This is a genomic window from Pseudomonas kilonensis, assembly GCF_001269885.1.
GTDB classification, from domain to species: domain Bacteria; phylum Pseudomonadota; class Gammaproteobacteria; order Pseudomonadales; family Pseudomonadaceae; genus Aquipseudomonas; species Aquipseudomonas kilonensis.
The window spans coordinates 221,874-241,741 of record NZ_LHVH01000019.1 but is presented as its reverse complement, the minus strand read 5'-3'; the positions used below and the strand labels follow the sequence as shown (position 1 = coordinate 241,741).

Here is a 19,868-nt window from a genome sequence, read left to right as displayed (position 1 = left end):
ATCCTCACGCCAAATGGCTCAGCCAATTAATCCGGCAGATGCCATAATCCCTCCCTGCTCATACCAGAGACGGATCAATGACCACCGAACGCTACGACCAACTCGCCATCTTCGCCGCCGTAGCCCAGGAGCGCAGCTTCACCCGCGCAGCGGCCAAACTCGGCATGTCGCAACCGGCGCTGAGCCGGGCGATGCGTCAGTTGGAGGAGCGGCTGGGGGTCAGGCTGCTCTCGCGAACCACTCGAAGTGTTGCCCCGACCGAAGCAGGTGAACACCTGCTGCGGGTGGTCGCGCCGCGGTTCGAAGAGATCGATAACGAGATGGCGATGCTCAGTGCGTTTCGCGATAAACCGGCGGGTAAATTGCGCATCACCGCGGGTGAGCACTCCGCAATCACGATCCTGCAATCCGTGCTCGCCAGGTTGTTGCCTGACCATCCCGATCTCAATATTGAAATCATCGTCGACTACGGGTTTACCGACATCGTCGCGGAGGGTTTCGACGCCGGTGTGCGGCTGGGTCCACAGGTGGCCAAGGACATGATTGCCCTGCGCATCGGCCCCGACATGCGCATGGCGGTGGTGGGCTCGCCCGCGTATTTCGCCCGGCATGCCAAGCCGGTCATTCCAGATGACCTTACGGCGCACAATTGCATCAACCTGCGCATGCCGACCCATGGCGGCCTTTATGTCTGGGAATTCGAGAAAAACGGGCAGGAATTGAAAGTCCGGGTAGAAGGCCAACTGGTTTTCAACACCATTGCGATGCGCCTGGAGGCCGCGCTTCAAGGGTTGGGGCTGGCCTTCATGCCGGAGGACCTGGTGCAGGACGCCGTCGCGCAAGGCCGGTTGATTCGGGTGCTGGAAGATTGGTGCGAGCCGTTCTCCGGCTACCACCTCTACTACCCCAGTCGCCGCCAAAGTTCACCGGCCTTCACGTTGCTGCGCGAAGCCTTGCGTTATGAAGGTTGACTGGCCTGGACGGTGTCCAACGCGTCACTGGCACGCTTGGCCGCGGCGGCGTCGCCCTGCTCGCCCAGTAACTGGATCAACTGCCGCAACTGGGCAGCGCTCAAGCCGACGCGCAGGCTGGCGGCCATGTGCGAGCGCAGTTGTGACTCCACGCCGGGGGTGACCGCCAACGCGGCGACTGTCGCCAGCTCACGGCTTTGCCAGTCCAGGTTGTCACGCTCGAAAATGTCGCCGAACAGGTGCGTCTGCAAGTACTGGTTGATGACCGGGACGAAGTCGAACAACGGCCCTTGGACGGGCGCACCGGCAATGCGCGTCTGATTGGCCTTGCCCGCCGCCAGCAGCGCATCGCCGGTAGGCACCGGGCGAGCGGGCTCACGACCCGGGTCGTCCTGGACGCCGCGTTGCTTGCGCGCCTCGACCACTTTCATCAATTCGCCGAGGGCGTTGAGGCTGCGGGGAAAGCCGCTGTAGGCGTAAAGCTGCACCAGGACTTCCTTCGCCTCGCTGACGGTGAGGCCGGCATCCAGCCCTTGATTCAAGGCGGTATTGAGGCCAGGCATGTTGCTCGTCGCCATGGCGGCAGCAATCAACGGGATGGCTTGCTGCTGGGCCGACAGGGTTTGCGAAACCGCCACGGCCTCCGGCTTGGTCGATGGCGTCGACACTCCAGCCGCGCCGTATTGTTCTTCGCTGACCTTCTCCAGCCACTCCACGTTTTTGCCCTCCACCGTGCCGGTCACAGCCAGGTGGGTCATGGCGCTCGTCGGTGCGGCGCCATGCCAATGCTTGACGCCCGGCGGGCAGACGATCACATCGCCCGGGCGGATCTGCTGCACGGGTTTGCCCCATTCCTGCGTCAGGCCGACACCGGAAATCACCACCAAGCGTTGTCCGGCCGGATGGGTATGCCAAGCCGAGCGCGCGCCCGGCTCGAAGCTGACGTAGGCGCCGGAGGCATTGATTTCATGGGTTGCCGGGAATAATGGATCAACGCGCACTCGCCCGGTGAAATAGTCCGCCGGGCCTGCGACTGAAGCCTGGCTGCCGGCTCGGCTGATCTGTTGCGAAGTCCGCGACTCGCTGGTGCTTTCTGTACTGGCGGCGCCGGCAAAAGGCGCCGCCGCGCATAGCGCAAAACAAAGGCTACCGGTTGAACGCAGAGTCATTTGGCTTTCCTCTCGATTGATATCGTAGAGAAACAAATTACCCGCGCCGCATTAATCGATAAACCATCCCAATTACATAGCACTCATATCGCAGTCGCATAAATCCGATTTACTTGATCTCAACCAACCGCACTGCCTGTGACCCGTCCAGAGACAGGTGAATCACGGTGGCCCTGCTTGGGAAATTCGGTGCGTCCTCGTCGGTATTCTCCATCACGGGAATGTCGATCAGGGTCTGCTCACCGGTCGGATCGCTGACCAGCTTGGCATCCAGTTTGTCGATGGCACGCCAGCTGTCTCCACCGATGCGCATCACGTCCAACAGGCTGTAATGCGGCACACCCTCCTCGTTCTCTTCGGGCGTAAAGGCCGCCAGGTATTGGCTGTAGTTGTTGCCCATGCCGAAGCCCTCGACGGTGAAGACCGCGAGGGTGACCTGGCTGTCCTCGCCGGTGTCCAGCGTCTGCACCAGCGTTGCTTCGGGGTAGCCGGTGGCGTAGCTGTCCTTGATGAGCGCGACCAGGTGTCCGATCTGTTTTTCCAAGGCTTTGGGAACGGGTTTCGATTCAGCGGCGTGAGTCAGGGTGCAGGTGAACAACAAGGCAGCGGTCAGCAGGCGCAATTTCATGAAAGTGAAGTCCGGGTGTCAGGAGGTCAGCGCGCAATGGTAGCGGTTGGCAAGGGATTGGGTGGCGAATTGTTGATGGGTTCTGTGGCGGGATTCACAACCTCGAACGTTGTGGCAAGGTTGCCGAACATTTTGATGAGTGGGGCACGCCCTGTGCCCCTTACGGCGTCCCGCCCAGCGTCAGGCTTCTGAGCGAATGCGCTCGACCAGACGCGCCTGGAGTGCTTCCAGCTCCTCGGGATCCGCCTTGCCCCTGCCATGCACGCCGGGCGCCTCACCGTCCCAACGAGGGATGATGTGCATGTGAATGTGGTAGACCGTTTGCCCGGCCACAGCACCATTGAACTGCGCGACCTGGACCCCGTCCGGCTGCAACTCGTCCACGATGATCCGCGTCAGGCGCTGCACGGCAGACATCATCGCGCCCAGGACGGCGGGCTCGACCTCAAGGATATTTCGCGCCTGGGAGGCTTTGGGGATGACCAGGACATGGCCGCGCGATTGAGGAAAGAGATCCAGGAAGGCCAACACATCGGCGTCTTCGTAAATCTTGTAGCACGGCGCATCGCCGCGAAGGATCAGCGCAAAGATGTTCTGCGGATCGTAATGACCGTGGAGACTCATGATCACTCCTTGAATGGGTTCGGAGAGGTGGGTTGCCGGTAAGAGATTTAGCACAGTCCAGGGGCAACGTCTTGTCGAGGGCTGCTTGAACACCGGGACTGGGCTTGCTGGGGAGGGTGTTGGATCAGTGGGGATCGGTGCTGAATGCCGGGCCGCCATCGCGAGCAGGCTCGCTCCCACAGGGGGACTTGCGGGGGTCACTCAATCAAGCTCCACCGCCGATCCAATGTGGGAGCGGGCTTGCTCGCGAAGGCGGCGGACCTGTCGGCATCGTAGTTGATTGACCCACCGCTTTCGCGAGCAAGCCCGCTCCCACAGGGGACTTGTGGTGATTACCCACTTACAAGTCCACCGCTACCCCATTGTGGGAGCGAGCCTGCTCGCGATGGCGGCGGGTCAGTTGGCATCGGTGCTGGATGCCAGGCCGCTTTCGCGGTCCTCCTTCAGCGTAACGGCCATTTTCTGCTGCAACTCACTTTGCGAAAATGGCTTGTGCAGGACCGGGCACCCGGCGTATTCGGCTGGCAGTCCGCTGGCGCCGTATCCGGTGCTGAACAGGAAGGGAATCTTGCGACCGTGAAGAATGTTGGCCACCGGGAAGACCCGCTCGCCCGCCAGGTTGACGTCCAGGATCGCCAGGTCAACCTGCGCCGAGCCAGCGACTTCACATGCAGCAGCGAGCCGCGCAACCGACGCCACCACCTCGCATCCGAATTCCTCCAGCATCTCTTCGATCAACAGGGCAATCGCGCCTTCGTCCTCGACGACCAGCACCCTGACGCCCGCAAAGGGGGTCATGCCCCTGTCATCCCAATCAGGAACGAAAAGCGGCAGCAAACGCCTTGCGGAGCGTAGGTGAGGTCGAACTGGCCGGCCAAGTCGCGCTCGATGCAGCGCTGCATCAAGCGTGAACCGAGCCCTTCCCGTTCCGGCGGTGACACCGGTGGCCCTCCTTGTTCGCGCCAGTCGAGGGTCAGCAACGTTCCGTCCGCCTGGGCTTGCAGGTGCCAAGTGACTGCAAGCGTCCCGGTCTCGACCGACATTGCCCCATATTTCAGCGCGTTGATCGCCAATTCATTGAGGGTCATCGTAAGGTTGAGCGCCACGCGAGTGCCGACGTCTGCAGAAGGACCTTCAATCACGATGCGGCCAGGCTCATGCCCAAACACCGGCATCAGCACTTCGTGGGCCAGGGTGTCGAGCGGCGTCTGCCCCCAATGCCGTTTCGTCAAGAGATCGTGTGCCCGCGACAACGCCAGGAGCCTTGCCTCGAAACGCCTGTAGCCGTCTTTCGCATCCTCGGCATTGCGCGCCGTCTGGGCCGCCAGCGATTGCACCGTGGCCAGGGTGTTCTTGACCCGGTGATTGAGTTCATCGATCAGCGTCTTCTGTCGATATTCCGCCTGTTTTCGCTCGGAGATGTCGACCAGCATGTTGATGGCGCCCACCAGGTTTCCATCGGCATCATGCAAAGGCGTGGGATAAGGCGTGAACGGAACGCGGCTACCGTCCGGCCGTTCTGCAACGGCCTCGACGCCGCGTATCGGCCGGTTTTCCTTCAGGGCCACCGCCATCGGGCATTGATCGTGGGGTAGCGCGGTGCCGTCCGTATTGAACAGTTTCCAGGTCACGCACCACATGTCGCCTAACTGAGGCATGCGCCCGGACAGTTCGACAGCGGCGCGATTGTAGAAGGTGATGCGGCCATCCGCGTCGGTGGTGTACACCGCGGCAGGCAACGCCTCGAGCAGATTGCGCATGTGCCGTTCGCTTTCACGGATCTGGTTTTCCATCCGCCGCGCCAGCGTGACGTCCTGCAGCACTCGCACGCCATAACGAAACGTACCGCTGGCGTCCCTCACCGACGAGCTATGGATGTCGAGGTAAACCACCTCGCCATCGGGCTTCAGGGCGCGCTTGCGCAGCACGTAGTTATCCAGCTCACCGGCCACCTGGCGGGCGTACAACCCCGCGTCCTGCGGGATGCAATCCGGGTGGGTATAGTCCAGGAATGTCATCGACAGGAGCTCTTCCCGCGAACGGCCCAGCATGTTGCACAGGGCGTCGTTCACCCGGAGCAAGCGCCCATCCATATCGACCTCGGAAATCCCGATGGTCACCGCCTCATAGGTCGCCGAAAGCCGGTCATCGCTCTCCTGGCGCGCCGCCTCCGCCGCGTGAACGCAGCTCCTGTCGAGGGTGAAGCAGCGTGTATTGAAGAGTTTTCCGTCCTCGAACCGGCCATTCGAAGTGATCGTGACATGCTTGATCGAGCCATCCTTGGCCCTCAGTCGCGCCGGATAGCTTTGCAGGCAGTCGCCGCTGCCCAACTTGGTGAGGATGTCACCAATGACCGGCTCGTCGACATGAAACTCGGTGATGTGGCGACCGATGTACTCGTCCGCCGAATAGCCCAGCAGCGCCAGCTCCGCCTTGTTGGCGCGCAGGATGATGCCCTCGCCACTGACGATATGCAGGCCCACGGCGCTGTTTTCGAAAAAGTCTTCCAGGTCGGCACTCTTGCGCCGAAGCTCCTCGGCCATGGCATGGTGCGCCGAAACATCCTGGAAGCAGTTGATCACCCCTTGAATGACGCCCCGCCAATCCCTGAGGGCGCGGATATTCATCAGCGCCACGAACCGCGAGCCATCCGGGCGCTGGATGAGCACTTCCTGATTGCGCGAGGCAATGCCGGTATCGAGTGCCGAGGCCGTCGGACAGTGTTCGAATGCCAGCGGCGTACCGTCGGTCAGGAACAGTCGATGGGCACCGCAGAAACGGTCAGCGTTCTCTCCAAGTGCTGGCGCCCTTCCCCACAGCTCGGCCGCCTCGCTGTTGTACCTGACGAGCCACCCCTGGCGATCACAGAGGTACACGGCACCGGGGATGGCATCGAGTGCGCTCGTCCCCATCGCGATCAAGCTTTCGTACTCGCTTGGCGCACGCGTTTCCCTGGGTAGCTCTTCAATGTTCGACATCAGTCATCCTCAAACCGCCTGAATGGAGTCTAGATCCCTATTCACTGGGCGAGTTCAGGAAAACTTGACGTCACAGGCCGCGCGCCTCAAAACCTGAATAATGCCTGGGGTGCCTGGACCAATAACGCCTGCATCAGCGACGCCGAACATTCCAATGCGCGCAACTGCCCCATGACCGTTTCGAAACCGACATGTTCTTCATGCTGCGTGTGCGGCCAGTCGCTGCCCCATACCAAGCGCTCGGGGCCAAAGCTGTGTTCCAGCAACGTCAACGAGGCGCGGGCGAATTCAAGATTCTGCGGCGCCGTTGCGCCCAATCGATAGATGCCGGACACCTTCATCCACAGGTGCCCGCCCTGCCCAAGCTCCATCAATTGGGCAAAGCCAGGTTGATCGAGGCCCAAACGCGCATCCGGGCGACCGAAGTGATCGACCACCAACGGGATGCCAAATGGCAACAGCTGATCAATCAGCCCCGGTAAGTCCATCAGGTTGGCGTGCAACTCGACATGCCAACCCAGTTCTGCGAGGTGCCCCAAAAAACCGTTCCAGGCAACGTCGCGAAAGTCAGGCAAGGCTTCGCCCATCAGGTTCAAGCGAACACCGACCACGCCCAACCGGGCCATGTCATCCAGCTCGGCGCGGCTGATATCTCGCGCCACCACCACGACCCCGCGCAATTGCGCTGGCGCCTGCCGCAGCGCGGCCAGCAAGTAGCGGTTATCCGTGCCGAGAAAACTCGGCTGCACCAACACGCCATGGCTCAAGCCGTGGGTGTGCAGGTGGCCCAGGTACTGGGCGAGCGTGGCGTCATAGTCGGGTGTGTAGCGCCGGACAGCCACCAGTTCCAGCCCGCGGCTGAATACGTGGGCGTGACAGTCAATGCCGGTGATCGGCGTAGTACGGGTATCAACCATGGGTTTCATCTATCGAAAATAAGGAAAATCAGGCTCGGGCGCCCTGGCCGTCACTCTCCACCGCAGGCGCCGATGCAGCAGTGGCTTCCAGGCTGCGACCGCGGGTTTCCGGCAGGCAAAGCGCCGCGATCACCGCCACGCCGTAGGCAATCCCGGCGTCGATGCCAATGGCCGAGCCCAGGGACATGGAGTCACTCATGTGCCCGACCAGGAACGGGAACACCGCCGAGAGCACCCGGCCAAAGTTGTAGCAGAACCCCACGCCGGCGCCGCGGACATCCGCCGGGTACAGCTCGTTGAAAAACGCCCCGAGGCTCGCCGGAATGCCCGCCGCGAAGAAGCCGAGCGGGAAACCCAGGAACAGCATCTGGGTGTTGCTCAACGGCAGGAACACATAACACTGCACGGTCACCACGCAGCACAGCGCGAATAGCACGATGTTCTTGCGACGTCCGATACGATCGATCAACAAGCCACTGACCACGCAGCCGCACCAGAAAGCGAAGATGATCACCGCCAGGTAACCGCCGGAGTTGAGTACCGACAGGTTGCGCTCGGTCTTGAGGAAGGTCGGCAGCCAGGTCATCACCGCGTGGTAACCACCGTGTGCCCCCAGCCCCAGCAACCCGCCAAACAAGGTCACGCGGATCAGCTCGGGGCGAAAGATACCGCCCAGGGATTTGAAGAAGCTTTGCGGGATGACGTTTTCTTTTTTCAGGCGCTGGAAACTGTCGGGCTCTTCAACGTTGCGCCGCACCCAGATAATCAGGAACGACGGCAGCAGCCCCACGACGAACATCACCCGCCAGGCCATGTCTTGCGGCACAAGGGAGTAGATCAGCGTGAAGACGCCGACCGCCAGCCCCCAACCCACCGCCCAGGCGCTTTGTACCGTGCCCATGACCTTGCCGCGGTACTTGGGGTTGATGGTCTCGGCCATCAATACCGCACCAGCCGCCCACTCCCCGCCGATCCCAAAGCCCTGCAACGCCTTGACGATCAACAACTGGTGGAAACCGGTGACGAACGCCGACAGGAAGGTAAAGAACGAAAACCACAAGATCATCCACTGCAGCGTGCGCACCCGACCGTAACGGTCCGACAGCGTCCCGCCGACCCAACCGCCAATGGCCGAAGTGACCAGGGTCACACCGCTGACCAGCCCGGCATCGCCCTTGGTCAGGGCGAAAGCGGCGATCAACGCCGGTATCGCCAGGCCGAACATCTGTACTTCCAGGGCGTCGAGCGACCATCCGCCGAAACAGGCCCAAAACGTTTTGCGCTCCCGCGCAGTGACTTGGCGATACCAACTGAACATGATTTTTATCCTTATGGCTGGAACGAAAGGCAGCCGAGAGCGAACCGCGCCGCTGCAAGGCCAGTCATGGCAAACAAAACGATAAGGGCTGCGGCGACCGACTCGCCGCTAGCCAGGTGGGGTCAGCGGATTTCCACGCGGTAGCGGAAATGCTCGGCGTGCCCGCGTGAGCGTCGCCACTCCAGGGGATTGCCGGCGTAGTCCCGCGCCAGACGCTCGATCACCACCACCGGGCTGTTGACCGGTACCTGCAGCAATCGCGCGTACACCTCATTCACCGATTCGGCGGTGAGGGTTTCTTCGGCATAGGCGACCACCTGACCGCAGGTTTCTTCATAGATGGGATAAAGCAGCGGTCCCTTTTGACTCAGGTCGATCTCGAGCAAGGGTTGGAAACGGTTGCGGGGCAGCCAGATTTCTTCGGCGAGCACCGGCGCTACATCCAGCAGACGCACCCGCACGATGCGAATCACCGGCGCATCCGCCGGCAACCCCAGCGCCTGGGCCACCGCCGAAGGCGCGGCCACCGGCTCCACGGACAGGATCCGGCTCTCGGGAACCCGGCGTTCGCCTGAAGCGCTTTGAAAGCGGAAAAACCGGAACAGCGACGATTGAAATTGCGGCCGGCGAATGAAGGTGCCACGCCCCTGCTGGCGCTCCAGGACGCCCTCGCTGACCAATGCATCGATGGCCTTGCGCACCGTGCCGGTAGACAACTGGTATTCGGCTGAAAGTGCCGCCTCAGTAGGAATCGCCTCCCCCGGACGCCAGCGATTATTGGCGATCTGTTCAGCCAATTGGTCGCGTAAACGTTGATACAGCGGCAGGCGGGCATCACTGGAGAGAGATTTCATTGACCTTATTCACCTTGTTATCTAGTCATATATATGAATATGGGTGCGAGTATTTGCTCAAGGTCGATTGATTGTCAAGAATGCCCGGGTTAGCTGGCTGACGAATGGCCGACGGCAACGGTGGCAAGTGGTAGCCAGACCCGAACCTCGAACCCCTCCTCTCGGTCTTTTGCCGGAGACAACAGTTCGATTCGTCCATTGATCCCCTGCACAATCGTCTTGACGATCGCCAACCCCAATCCCGACCCACTGGTTTCGCTCTGGCCGCGCACGAAACGTTCGGTCAGGTGCTGCAGGACGGCCACCGGCACCACCGGTCCGGCATTGATCACCCGCAACAGCGCCTGGTCCGTGAGGGTGACTTCGATGGGTTGATCCATCGCACCGTACTTCAATGCGTTCTCGATCAGATTGCGCAACAGAATGCCAAAGGCATCCGGGTCGACGGTCGAATACACATGGGCCTGGGCAGGAAGTTGCAGCGCGATCTGGCGGGTGCTGTTGTGCCGCCACTCATCCACCACGTGAGCCAACAATGGGACCAGGTCCTGGGGCGCTTGCGAGAGCAGTCCGCCCCCTTCAGCCTTGGCCAATTGCATGAGTTTTTCCGATAACCGGGCCAATTCGCGCAAAGCGCTTTCGATCTTTTTCGCACGCAAACGCAACGGGCCTTCAGGGGCCTCCTGGTACAGCCTCTGGACTTGCGCCAGTGTCGCGGCCAAGGGTGTACGCAGCTCATGTGCGCTATTGGCAGTGAAGCTGCGTTCGGCCTCCAGGGCCTTGCGCAAGCGCTCCAACAGGCGGTTTACCGCATCCGCCAAGGGGTTGATTTCTGCCGGCAGGCGCGACACCTTGATCGGCGACAGATCACCCACGCCACGGGCCTCTACCGCGTAACGATAGGCCAGCACGCTGCCCAGGCTCATGCGCACCAATAACCAGGTCCCCAACAGGCTGATGGGGACCAGCGCCAATAACGGCCACAACAAGGTAAACAAGGCCTGTCGTGCGGCCTCGCGGCGATGGCGCAACGGCTCGGCGACTTCGATGAATACCGTCTCACGCAGCGCACTGGCGCCATACAGACGGTACTTTCCAATCGTGGAGAACCCCTCGGCCGGGTGTTTGCTGAAGATCTGCGGGTTGGCATCGTGGGACTGCATCAGGACCTTGCCTGCAGCATCGCGCACCAGATAAGTCAGGTGCTCCTTGTGCATCTTCAGGGTGGCAACCTGTTGCACCTCCTCCGGGTTTTCCCGGTTGCTGATTTCCAGCACGGCCAGGGGGAGGATGCGTTGGGCGGTCTCCTCAAGTGCGCTGTCAAAGGCCTCGTTCAGCTCATGTTGCACCCCGCGCCAAGTGCCGATTGTCGCCATCAGCCAGAGCAACGTCATGCCCAGCGTCAGTCCCAGGCCCAGACGTTTTTGCAGGCTGAAGGTCGTCTTCATGCCGACACCATCCGGTAACCCATGCCCCGCACGGTTTCAATCAGGTCGCGCCCGAGTTTCTTTCGCAATCGACTGATATAGACCTCGATCGTGTTGCTTTCAATTTCGGCGCCGAAGGCGTACAGCCGATCTTCGAGTTGCCCCTTGGACAGCAGCGCGCCGGGACGCTGGATGAATGCCTCCAACAGCGCCCATTCCCGGGCAGTGAGGTCCACGGCCATGCCGGCCCGATGCAACGTACGGGCCGTCATGTCGACGTGCAGCTCACCGAGCCTGATCTGGGGATTGGGGTTGCCGCTGTAACGACGGGCCACCGCAGCCACACGGGCCGACAGTTCAAACAGGTCGAAGGGTTTGACCAGGTAATCGTCGGCGCCGGCATTGAGGCCGGCGATTCGATCAGAGATCTGGTCCTGGGCCGTCAGGATGATCACCGCAGTCGCCTCACCTGCGCTGCGTCGCTGGCGCAGGAAGTCCAGCCCTCGGCCGTCCGGCAACATCAAGTCAAGCAGGATCAGGTCATAAGCGGTCGTGCTCACGCTGCTGCGTGCATGGGCAAGGTTCTGCACCCAATCAACGGCATGGCCGTCATCGGCGATCTGCTCGCGCACCGCCTCCCCCAACCTTGGCGAGTCCTCAACCAATAAAACCCGCATCGGGCAGCTCCTGTCATCGTGGTTTGCCGCACCTTAGCGGCCTTACCTGACGTGAATCTGAAGATTCAGCTGGCTGTCAGGAATGCACCGTAGGGTATGCCCACAACGAAGCCCCGGCAGGAGACAGATCATGAAATCAGGTTTTATCGCCAGCACTGCGCTGATAAGCGTGCTGGCCAACGGTTACGCCTTGGCCGATGACGACTGCGGCGAACCGGTCAATGACTGGCAGCCACGGGAAACCCTGCGCCTGCAGGTGGAACAGCGGTACGGCTGGACGGTGCAGCGCATCAAGGTGGACGACGGCTGCTACAAGCTCAAGGGCCTGGACCGCCAGGGCAATGTCATCGAAGCCCGCTACACACCAGCGTCGCTGCACCTGCGCGAGCTCGAGATCTACTTCCGGGACGATGACGATGCCAGCGCCTACCTCGCCCCTGCTCCCGCGCCGTGACATTTCGACGCGTTGATCCTGCCATTCAGGTTGCTGTCAGCAAGCAGGTCCAGGCTCTCGCCCCAACGATCAAAAGGACACCTCCCATGAAAAAAATCATCGCTGCAACCTGCCTCGCCAGCGCCATCATCCTGCCGGGGCTGGCTCAAGCCCGTGAAGTAACCCTCACGACCCTGCTCAAGCGCTACAGCGGCAACGATGCGTACCTGGCGATCTACGTCACCGACGCCAGCGGCCAGTACCAGAAAACCCTCTGGGTGGCCGGCAAAAAGGCCAAGTACTACAAGCACCTGGCCGACTGGGCCCGTGGAAGCAAGCTGAGCCCCAGCGAGTACGACGGCGTCAGCGGCGCCAGCGTTGGCAGCGGCGACACCCTCAAAGTCAGCGTCGAGCTGGCAGACACCCTGATCGATGCCGGGTATCAGATCCGTATCGATAGCGCCGTCGAGGATAAGCGTGATGCCCGGGCCGACGTCAGCGTGCCACTGACCAGCGAAGGCGCAGGCAAGCCGGCGGCCGGTAAGACCTACGTCGAATCCTTTACCTACGATTTGTAGCACCTACCTGTTCGGAGGCCGAACATGCTTCGCCAGCTCCACTCCCTGCCCGGTCTGATCGCCGCCCTGCTGGTCATGCTCTTGGCCATCAGCGGCGCGATGTTGTCTGTCGATCCGGCCCTTGAACGCCTGAACAACACGTCCACTGCGGCCGGGCAAGTCAATGTCGGCCAATTGGCCGGACGCGTTGCCAGTCACTTTCCGGGCGTGGAGCAGATCCAGCGCACCGCGTCCGGGACCGTCATCGTCTACTTCAATCAGGACGGCCGGGTCGGGGCCGAAAAGGTCGACCCGCTGACCGGACGAGGCCTGGCCCCGTACGAACCCTCCGCTTTCTCACGCTGGATGAAAGACCTGCACCGCTCGCTGTTTCTTGGTACGCCGGGCCACGGGGTGTCAGGCGTCGGCGCGCTGTTCATGCTGATGCTGTCGGTGTCCGGGGCGCTGTTGCTGGTCCGGCGGGTCGGCGGCTGGCGCAACCTGCTGCGGCCATTGCGGGGCGACTTCAGCCAGCGCTGGCACGCAGAGGTCGGTCGATTCGCGTTGCTTGGGCTGCTGTTATCGGCACTGAGCGGGCTCTACATGTGCGCCACGACCTTCGACTTCATCGCCGATGGCAGTCAGAGCGAACCTGCATTCCCCGACCACATCAGCGCGGGCTCGGCCTCGCCCGTGGCGAGCCTGCAAGCTTTGCAGGCCACCGATCTGACTGATCTGCGCGAGCTCGTCTACCCCAGCCCGAATAATCCGCAAGACGTGTTTTCCCTGCGCACGGCCCAGGGCGACGGCTACGTGGACCCGGTCAGCGGCGCCCTGTTGTCCTATCAAGCTCACGACTCGACGCGCAACGTCTACGAGTTGATCTATCAGTTGCACACCGGTGAAGGGCTCTGGTGGCTGGGCCTGTTGCTGGGCCTCTGTGCCCTCGGCGTGCCAGTGATGAGCATCACCGGCATCCTGATCTGGTGGCGTCGCCGCCAGGCCGGGCCGAATATCCGCCACAACAGCGCAGCACAATCCGCAGACACCGTTATCCTGGTCGGCAGCGAAACCAACAGCACCTGGGGCTTTGCCAACACCTTGCATGAAGCCTTGCATCAAGCCGGCCACCGCGTTCACAGCGCGGCAATGAATCAATACGCCAACGACTACGGCAACGCTCAACGCGTGTTCATCCTCACCGCGACCCACGGTGACGGCAATGCCCCGGCCTCGGCTTCGCAGTTCCTGGCACGGCTGGCCGAAGCCGGCCTGAAACCTGGCCAGCCGTTTGCCGTGCTGGGTTTTGGCGACCGGCTGTTTGCGCAGTTCTGTCAGTTTGCCCATCAGGTACAGGAAGCCTTGTTGCAGGCTGGTGGCACGCCGTTGATCGGACTGGAAACCATCAACCGCCAGTCATCCCAGGAATTTGCTCGCTGGGGCCACGCCGTGGGTGAGGTGCTGGGGCAAGACCTGACGCTGATCCACACCGCACAGCCGCCCCGCACCCATCAACTGATCCTGGTCGAGCGCATTGCCTATGGTGAACAAGTCGGCGCGCCCACCCACGTGCTGCGGTTCAAAGCCTCAGGGATATTACCGGCCTTTGAAGCCGGTGATCTGGTCGGCATCCTGCCCCCTGACAACCCCCTCCCTCGGTTCTACTCGCTGGCCAGCAGCTCACAGGACGGCGTGCTGGAGATCTGCGTACGCAAACACAAAGGAGGTCTGTGCTCATCATTCCTTCACAGCCTGGAGATCGGGGCGACCATCGACGCCTTTATCCAACCGAATCCACAATTTCGCCCAGCGTCGGGGGCGCACCCAGTGATTCTGATCGGCGCCGGTACCGGCATCGGCCCGCTAGCCGGTTTTATCCGGAACAACAAGGCCCACCACCCTATGCACTTGTATTGGGGTGGGCGTAACCCGGCCTCGGACTTCCTCTACGAAACCGAGCTCAACCATTACCTGGCTGACCGGCGCCTGACGGCGTTGCACGCGGCCTTTTCCCAGGTCATGGACCGTTCCTATGTGCAAGACCGGCTGATCAGCGACGCCCTGATGTTGCGTCGGCTGATCGAAAAAGGCGCCCAGGTACTGGTTTGCGGCGGTCGCGAGATGGCCAAGGGCGTGATGCTGGCGCTGGATGAAGTGCTGGCTCCCCTCAACCTGAATGTGCTGACCCTCAAGGCACAGGGACGCTACCGTGAAGATGTCTACTGAATGGCGACGCTACAGCCTGAACGGCGAAACCATGGGCACGCGCTACACCGCTCTGTTCTACGCCCTGGCCGAACCCGATATCCCCGCAATCAGCCACGCCCTGGCAAGTGCCGTGGCCCGGGTGGACCAGCAAATGTCGACCTGGAAGGCCGATTCGGAGCTCAATCGCCTCAACAACGCACCGTTGCAGGAATGGATAGCGCTGCCCGAGGAACTGACCACGGTATTGTCTGCTGCGCTGCGCGTCAGCCAGCAATCGGGCGGCGCCTTCGACATCGCCGTTGGTGATCTGGTGGACGCCTGGGGCTTCGGTCCCGGCGAGCTGTCCATCACCGAACCAGTGTTCGATGGGTTGCCTACGCCCACTCGACGCTCGACTTGTGCAGCGCTGGTCGTTGATTCACAACGCAACCAGGTGCGCAAACAGGCACCGCTTAACCTCAACTTGAACGGCATTGCCAAAGGTTTTGGTGTCGATGAGTTGGCCCGCTGCCTGGACAGGTTTGGCATCACACGCTACCTGGTAGGCATCGACGGCGAGATGCGCGCGCGCGGCAGCAAACCTGATGGGCAGCCTTGGGTCGTGGCCATGGAAAAACCCCGTCGGGGCGTGCGTGAGGTCATGGGGGTGATGGAACTCAGCGACGCCGCCATCGCCACCTCCGGGGATTACCGACATTGGGTCGACGTCAGGGGGCAGTCCTACGCCCACACGATGAACCCAGCCACCGGCGCCCCCCTGTGCAACCCGCTCGCAGCCGTCACGGTGGTGTCGACTTCATGCATGCTCGCCGACGCCTGGGCCACAGCGCTGATGGTACTGGGCGAAACCCAAGGCCCCCGCCTGGCACAAGAACGCGGGATGGACGCATTGTTCGTCGTGCGCGACGGTTTGCAGTTCAAGGAAATATCCATAGTCGGCGGACAGTTGCAGGCTCAGGTCCAAACGCGCTGACGCCGACGCTCGGGTGTTGAGTCAGAAGAACGACCACTCACGCACCAGCCGGAGAAGGTCATCATGCACCCGCCTCACAGCGCAAACCTTGCAGCCATGTGCTGAGTGAGTGCAGCGTCCGGTGTTGCACCTGAACGCTGCCCCCTGTGGGAGCAAAGCTTGCTCGCGATAGGGCCAAAACAGCTGAACGCAATTAACAACGTTTAACTCGCGCGCGCGCGTCCCACGCCCAAGAATGAAGCTCTTGTCTTCCTGGCGCGAAAGCCCTCCTTCGCCCGCCCAATGTCACATGGAAATGAAGCATGTTGCCTGCACCACACCACTCAACCGCCGCCCTGAAACCGCTCTGGCTGCTTGCCCTGCTCACCGGCAGCGCCGCACCGGCGATGGCAGCGGAACTCGCGCAAAGCACGCCTGGCTTTCTCGACGGGGCAACGCTGCAAGTCCTCAGCCGCAACTTCTACCTCAACAATGACTATCGCACCCCGACCCCGGCAGGCAAAAGCTACAAACAGGAATGGGCCCAGGGCTTCATCGCCTCGTTCGAGTCCGGCTTCACCCCCGGCACGATCGGCGTAGGCATCGATGCCCACGCGTTCGTGGGGTTGAAACTGGACGGCGGCAAGGGGCATTCCGGAACGGGATTATTGCCGCTGGATGAGAACGGGCGAAGCGAGGACCACTACTCCAGTGCGGGCGGCGCGCTGAAGTTCAACACCTCACGCACCACCCTGGCGGTCGGCGAAATGACCGTGCAGAGCCCGGTATTCGACACCGCAGACAAGCGTCTGCAACCCGAATACGCCAGCGGCCTGCTGCTCTCCAGCCGCGAGTTCGAAGGGATCGACCTGCAGGCGGGCCACTTCAGTGCGTTCAAGAATCAGGACGCCTCGACCAGCAAAGGTGATTTTTCCGGGTATGGGGCGACGACGCGCCACGGCGCCATCGACTTCATCGGCGCCGACCTGCTCACTGGCCAAGCCCTGGGCGGCGCGCTCTACGCCTCCGAACTGAGCGATGCCTGGCGCCAGTACTATGCCAACCTGCATACCACCCTTGGCGAACTGTTCCTCGACGGCAACCTGTACCACACCCGCGACTATGGCAAGGCGAACGCCGGGGCAATCGACACCACGGCCTATAGCCTGAGTGGCAAATACCGGCTCAATGCCCAGGCGTTCACCCTGGCCTATCAGAAAATCAACGGCGACACGCCCTTCGATTTCGTCGGCGGCGACTCCATCTACCTGGCCAACTCGATCAAATATGCGGACTTCAACGGCCCCGGCGAGCGCTCGTGGCAAGCGCGCTACGACCTTGACCTGGGCACCTTGGGCATCCCCGGCCTGAGCTTCATGGCCCGCTATGTGACTGGACGCGGGATCGACGGCAGCCATGCCCCCCGAGGCGGTGCCTACAACCCGTTCGATAGCGACACCGGCACTTACAGTCCGCAACAAGGCGCTGGCGGACGCCATTGGGAGCGCGACCTGGACCTGCACTACATCGTGCAGTCAGGCCCGGCCAAGGACCTGTCGCTGCAACTGTCCCATGTCACCCATCGCGCCAACAGCAGCCAGGGCGGCGATGACATCGACCGGCTGTATATCGTCATCCAGTACCCCCTCAAGCTGGGGCCGTTCTGACCCTGCCACAACGGATACCCAATACTTTATCCGTTATGGCAGCGTCACCGGTTTAACCGCGACTGACCGAAGCCGGCCTGACGATCACTTCCCAATTCACCTTCAAGCCAGTCGAGCAGCGCGCTTACCTCAACCCGACCTTCCTCGCCCGGCCGGCTGAATACCGATATCGCGTCAGGCAAAGGGACGCTTTCTGCGCAAGGTCTCACCAACGCACCGCTCTCAAGCAGCCCTTGGGCGGTGCGCCGCCACCCCAACGCGATGCCATGCCCCTCGACCGCCGCCTGGAGCATCAAAGGATAGCTATCGAACACCGAGCCCTTGGGAGCGTCGTCGAGCGACAGTCCAAACGCCTGGAACCAGGCACCCCACTGCATCCAATGAGGCGGCGTAGCGTGATAGTGCAAAAGGCTGTGGGACTTCAGGTCACGGACTTGCAACGTTTTGTGGGTACGCAGGTAATGAGGACTGCATACGGGAAACACTTCATCAGCGGCGGTAAACATCAAGCCATGGACGCCGCTGGGCCGTCCTGTGCTTTGCAGGGCCACGTCAAAATGCTCATTGAACTCAGTCAGCGGCCCGGTGGATGTGGCCACCTGGATCTCGATTTCCGGGTATCGCTGGTGGAACGTCGAGAGCCGCGGCATCAACCAGTAGAACGCTTCGCATAATTGGCACAGCAAAACGACGCGGTTTTTACCTGGCGATTGACGAAGGCTGACAGCACTGGCACTGATACTTTGCAACGCGTTACTTACCACACGTCCCAACTCACGCCCTTGCGTTGTCAGGAAGACGGCGCGGTTACGACGGCAGAAAAGTTTCAGCCCCAAGTCCTCTTCGAGCCCACGGATCTGCCGACTGATCGCCGCTTGGGTGATGTGCAGTTCCTCGGCGGCCTTGGAAAAACTTTCCAAGCGCGCAGCCGCTTCGAAGGGCAACAAGCTGGCAAGCGGCGGTAATGACTTTCCAAGGTTATTCATAATCAGAGGTAATACATCCAGGGCCGAGAACTCGTTTGTAGCACAGCTGCGACGCTGTGCAACATGAGCTCAATGCCTTAAGGATATGCATGAATGCCCAATGCCTACTCGAACACCCTCGCCGGCGTGAGCCTTGCCGTCGTCGCGACGCTGAGCTGGGCGTTGAATTTCATTGCGCCTTACGTCGTCGGTGCCTACACGATCCACGATCTGATGATCATGCGGTTCCTGATCGCCGGGGCGCTGGGTGTGGCTGTCGTGGTGGGCTATCGAACCCAGCTTCGGCGCCTGCGCCGCAGCCAACTGCTACTTGGCGCAAGCCTGGGGGTCATCGGGTACCTCGGTTACAGCAGTTGTATTGCCGCAGGCGTCATGTTTGCCGGGCCGGTACTGACCCCGGCGTTTATTGGCATGGTGCCGGTCTTGCAGGCACTGCTCGGCAACGCCACCCACAAAACCCTCCCATGGCGAAGGCTGGCGATACCGCTGGCTTTTTTAACGGGAGGGCTATTGCTGTCGAACCTCAGCAGCATCCAGCAGCCCCTGAGCGACGACGGTTCATGGTTGACGGGCGTGTTTTTCTCGATCGGTGCGGTGCTCCTGTGGCTCGTATTCAGTTGGTTGAACCAGGGCGCCTTGGTCAACCTGTCGGCCAGCGCTTCGGGGGCCTGGACCGGCCTCATGATGGTCGGCGCAGGGATCGGCACCTTGTGCTTGATACCGGCGGCGCAAGCGTTTGATCTTCTCAAGCTGCCAAGCCTGGGTTTCAGTGTTTCCCTGGCGGGACACTTGTATACCTGGGGTCTTGTGATTGCGCTGATGTCGTCAGTCATCGGGGCCTGGGCCTGGAACGCGGCGTCCCGTCGCCTTCCCATGGTGCTTTCCGGGCAGTTGATAGCCCTGGAATCACTATTTGCCACACTACTGGGCTTGTTGTTTCATCACCGGCTGCCAACGCTTCTAGAAGCGTCAGGTCTTGCTGGCGTGCTGGTGGGGGTGGTGATGGCAGTTCGTATCATTTTGACGTCCACTGTCCCTGAGAGAAATGCCTCCTTCATCCGCTGATTACTTGCGCGTGGCCTTATCGGTCATCCGAGTGGCGCGGATGCTTGCCTCTTCAGCGGTACGTTGCGCCTGCTCGGCCATTATCTCGGCCTGCTCAGCCTTCCTGTAGGCCTCATCCGCCCTGAGTCTTGCCGTTGCGGCGTTATTTTCCGCCGACTCCAGTCGGGCATCCACTTCTTGGTGGACACCGGGGCCCGTCTGCTATTGGAAAGGGAAACCCTGCCCTTGGAAGAATTTGCACCGTTTCTACCGATCAAGCGCCCGGTGGCAGCGCTGCGACTTCTTTGACAGCCCTCTTTGCCCAAAGGTTGTCGCGATCCGCGCCTGGCAATCTTGTACAAAACAGGTACAAACCGATACTGAGCAGATTGCACTGACATCACTGTGATATCAATCATGACGGCGCATACTCCCGCTATCCTCAAGCAAGCGCCACT

Annotated in this window: 18 protein-coding genes and 1 pseudogene; 7 read left to right on the top strand and 12 right to left on the bottom strand. The window is 61.5% G+C overall.

The genetic code is table 11. From position 1 onward, the window contains the following. Nucleotides 1-77 precede the first annotated feature (77 nt). Nucleotides 78-971 (top strand): LysR family transcriptional regulator, encoded by an 894-nt coding sequence (locus AD662_RS13460; RefSeq protein ID WP_018602173.1) that lies wholly within the window; start codon nucleotides 78-80, stop codon nucleotides 969-971. Here the strand turns inward: AD662_RS13460 and AD662_RS13455 are convergent. From AD662_RS13455 to AD662_RS13410, 10 genes are all read right to left on the bottom strand, one after another. After that, entirely contained in the window at nucleotides 959-2,140 is a 1,182-nt protein-coding gene (locus tag AD662_RS13455; protein WP_053187917.1) for a (R)-mandelonitrile lyase, read from the bottom strand. The genes AD662_RS13460 and AD662_RS13455 overlap by 13 nt on opposite strands. Nucleotides 2,141-2,249: 109 nt before the next feature. After that, entirely contained in the window at nucleotides 2,250-2,768 is a 519-nt protein-coding gene (locus AD662_RS13450; protein WP_053187915.1) for a hypothetical protein, read from the bottom strand. Between the two features lie 180 nt (nucleotides 2,769-2,948). Next, entirely contained in the window at nucleotides 2,949-3,392 is a 444-nt protein-coding gene (locus tag AD662_RS13445; RefSeq protein ID WP_018602167.1) for an HIT family protein, read from the bottom strand. Nucleotides 3,393-3,788: 396 nt separating this feature from the next. Beyond that, on the bottom strand, nucleotides 3,789-4,190 hold the full coding sequence (locus tag AD662_RS13440; protein WP_053187913.1) for a response regulator: 402 nt from the start codon (nucleotides 4,188-4,190) through the stop codon (nucleotides 3,789-3,791). Then, entirely contained in the window at nucleotides 4,187-6,370 is a 2,184-nt protein-coding gene (locus AD662_RS13435; protein ID WP_053187909.1) for a PAS domain-containing sensor histidine kinase, read from the bottom strand. The genes AD662_RS13440 and AD662_RS13435 overlap by 4 nt, the downstream gene beginning before the upstream one ends. 86 nt (nucleotides 6,371-6,456) lie before the next feature. Further along, nucleotides 6,457-7,287: an amidohydrolase family protein gene (locus AD662_RS13430; protein ID WP_053187906.1), complete on the bottom strand. Its 831-nt coding sequence runs from the start codon at nucleotides 7,285-7,287 to the stop codon at nucleotides 6,457-6,459. Between the two features lie 28 nt (nucleotides 7,288-7,315). Then, nucleotides 7,316-8,605: an MFS transporter gene (locus AD662_RS13425; protein WP_053187903.1), complete on the bottom strand. Its 1,290-nt coding sequence runs from the start codon at nucleotides 8,603-8,605 to the stop codon at nucleotides 7,316-7,318. A gap of 122 nt (nucleotides 8,606-8,727) precedes the next feature. Next, nucleotides 8,728-9,459, bottom strand: coding sequence for a GntR family transcriptional regulator (locus tag AD662_RS13420; protein WP_018602156.1), 732 nt, complete (start codon nucleotides 9,457-9,459; stop codon nucleotides 8,728-8,730). Between the two features lie 89 nt (nucleotides 9,460-9,548). Next, the gene (locus AD662_RS13415; RefSeq protein WP_053187900.1) at nucleotides 9,549-10,907 is read right to left on the bottom strand and encodes a sensor histidine kinase; all 1,359 of its coding nucleotides are present in this window, start codon (nucleotides 10,905-10,907) and stop codon (nucleotides 9,549-9,551) included. Next, complete coding sequence (locus tag AD662_RS13410; protein WP_018602152.1) at nucleotides 10,904-11,563, bottom strand: response regulator transcription factor; 660 nt, start codon at nucleotides 11,561-11,563, stop codon at nucleotides 10,904-10,906. The genes AD662_RS13415 and AD662_RS13410 overlap by 4 nt, the downstream gene beginning before the upstream one ends. A 130-nt stretch (nucleotides 11,564-11,693) precedes the next feature. On the opposite strand from AD662_RS13410, the gene AD662_RS13405 reads away from it, so the two are divergent. The 5 genes from AD662_RS13405 (at nucleotide 11,694) to AD662_RS13385 (ending at nucleotide 17,380) form a co-directional block, all read left to right on the top strand. Further along, nucleotides 11,694-12,017: a PepSY domain-containing protein gene (locus AD662_RS13405; RefSeq protein ID WP_018602149.1), complete on the top strand. Its 324-nt coding sequence runs from the start codon at nucleotides 11,694-11,696 to the stop codon at nucleotides 12,015-12,017. A gap of 86 nt (nucleotides 12,018-12,103) precedes the next feature. Beyond that, on the top strand, nucleotides 12,104-12,574 hold the full coding sequence (locus AD662_RS13400; RefSeq protein ID WP_053187898.1) for a DUF2271 domain-containing protein: 471 nt from the start codon (nucleotides 12,104-12,106) through the stop codon (nucleotides 12,572-12,574). A gap of 24 nt (nucleotides 12,575-12,598) precedes the next feature. Then, nucleotides 12,599-14,779, top strand: coding sequence for a PepSY domain-containing protein (locus AD662_RS13395; RefSeq protein ID WP_053187896.1), 2,181 nt, complete (start codon nucleotides 12,599-12,601; stop codon nucleotides 14,777-14,779). After that, nucleotides 14,769-15,734 carry an FAD:protein FMN transferase gene (locus AD662_RS13390; protein WP_053187893.1) on the top strand — a complete coding sequence of 322 codons (966 nt, stop codon included), beginning with the start codon at nucleotides 14,769-14,771 and terminating at the stop codon, nucleotides 15,732-15,734. Before AD662_RS13395 ends, AD662_RS13390 begins: the two co-directional genes overlap by 11 nt. A gap of 302 nt (nucleotides 15,735-16,036) precedes the next feature. Further along, on the top strand, nucleotides 16,037-17,380 hold the full coding sequence (locus AD662_RS13385) for an OprD family porin (protein WP_053187890.1): 1,344 nt from the start codon (nucleotides 16,037-16,039) through the stop codon (nucleotides 17,378-17,380). A 44-nt stretch (nucleotides 17,381-17,424) separates the two neighbouring features. On the opposite strand, the gene AD662_RS13380 is transcribed toward AD662_RS13385, so the two are convergent. Then, nucleotides 17,425-18,366, bottom strand: coding sequence for a LysR substrate-binding domain-containing protein (locus AD662_RS13380; RefSeq protein ID WP_053187887.1), 942 nt, complete (start codon nucleotides 18,364-18,366; stop codon nucleotides 17,425-17,427). Nucleotides 18,367-18,459: 93 nt separating this feature from the next. Here AD662_RS13380 and AD662_RS13375 point away from each other — a divergent pair, with 93 nt between their 5' ends. Next, a complete protein-coding gene (locus AD662_RS13375) occupies nucleotides 18,460-19,431 on the top strand; it encodes a DMT family transporter (RefSeq protein WP_053187884.1) in 972 nt (323 codons plus the stop codon). Here the strand turns inward: AD662_RS13375 and AD662_RS13370 are convergent. Next, a pseudogene (locus AD662_RS13370) lies at nucleotides 19,432-19,611 on the bottom strand (Lpp/OprI family alanine-zipper lipoprotein); the annotation flags it as partial. Nucleotides 19,612-19,868 lie beyond the last annotated feature (257 nt).

Bases quoted from the DNA above. Each gene is read 5' to 3' on its own strand.
- AD662_RS13460 (WP_018602173.1), top strand. From the start codon at position 78: ATGACCACCGAACGCTACGACCAACTCGCCATCTTCGCCGCCGTAGCC.
- AD662_RS13455 (WP_053187917.1), bottom strand. From the start codon at position 2,140: ATGACTCTGCGTTCAACCGGTAGCCTTTGTTTTGCGCTATGCGCGGCG.
- AD662_RS13450 (WP_053187915.1), bottom strand. From the start codon at position 2,768: ATGAAATTGCGCCTGCTGACCGCTGCCTTGTTGTTCACCTGCACCCTG.
- AD662_RS13445 (WP_018602167.1), bottom strand. From the start codon at position 3,392: ATGAGTCTCCACGGTCATTACGATCCGCAGAACATCTTTGCGCTGATC.
- AD662_RS13440 (WP_053187913.1), bottom strand. From the start codon at position 4,190: ATGACCCCCTTTGCGGGCGTCAGGGTGCTGGTCGTCGAGGACGAAGGC.
- AD662_RS13435 (WP_053187909.1), bottom strand. From the start codon at position 6,370: ATGTCGAACATTGAAGAGCTACCCAGGGAAACGCGTGCGCCAAGCGAG.
- AD662_RS13430 (WP_053187906.1), bottom strand. From the start codon at position 7,287: ATGGTTGATACCCGTACTACGCCGATCACCGGCATTGACTGTCACGCC.
- AD662_RS13425 (WP_053187903.1), bottom strand. From the start codon at position 8,605: ATGTTCAGTTGGTATCGCCAAGTCACTGCGCGGGAGCGCAAAACGTTT.
- AD662_RS13420 (WP_018602156.1), bottom strand. From the start codon at position 9,459: ATGAAATCTCTCTCCAGTGATGCCCGCCTGCCGCTGTATCAACGTTTA.
- AD662_RS13415 (WP_053187900.1), bottom strand. From the start codon at position 10,907: ATGAAGACGACCTTCAGCCTGCAAAAACGTCTGGGCCTGGGACTGACG.
- AD662_RS13410 (WP_018602152.1), bottom strand. From the start codon at position 11,563: ATGCGGGTTTTATTGGTTGAGGACTCGCCAAGGTTGGGGGAGGCGGTG.
- AD662_RS13405 (WP_018602149.1), top strand. From the start codon at position 11,694: ATGAAATCAGGTTTTATCGCCAGCACTGCGCTGATAAGCGTGCTGGCC.
- AD662_RS13400 (WP_053187898.1), top strand. From the start codon at position 12,104: ATGAAAAAAATCATCGCTGCAACCTGCCTCGCCAGCGCCATCATCCTG.
- AD662_RS13395 (WP_053187896.1), top strand. From the start codon at position 12,599: ATGCTTCGCCAGCTCCACTCCCTGCCCGGTCTGATCGCCGCCCTGCTG.
- AD662_RS13390 (WP_053187893.1), top strand. From the start codon at position 14,769: ATGTCTACTGAATGGCGACGCTACAGCCTGAACGGCGAAACCATGGGC.
- AD662_RS13385 (WP_053187890.1), top strand. From the start codon at position 16,037: ATGTTGCCTGCACCACACCACTCAACCGCCGCCCTGAAACCGCTCTGG.
- AD662_RS13380 (WP_053187887.1), bottom strand. From the start codon at position 18,366: ATGAATAACCTTGGAAAGTCATTACCGCCGCTTGCCAGCTTGTTGCCC.
- AD662_RS13375 (WP_053187884.1), top strand. From the start codon at position 18,460: ATGCCCAATGCCTACTCGAACACCCTCGCCGGCGTGAGCCTTGCCGTC.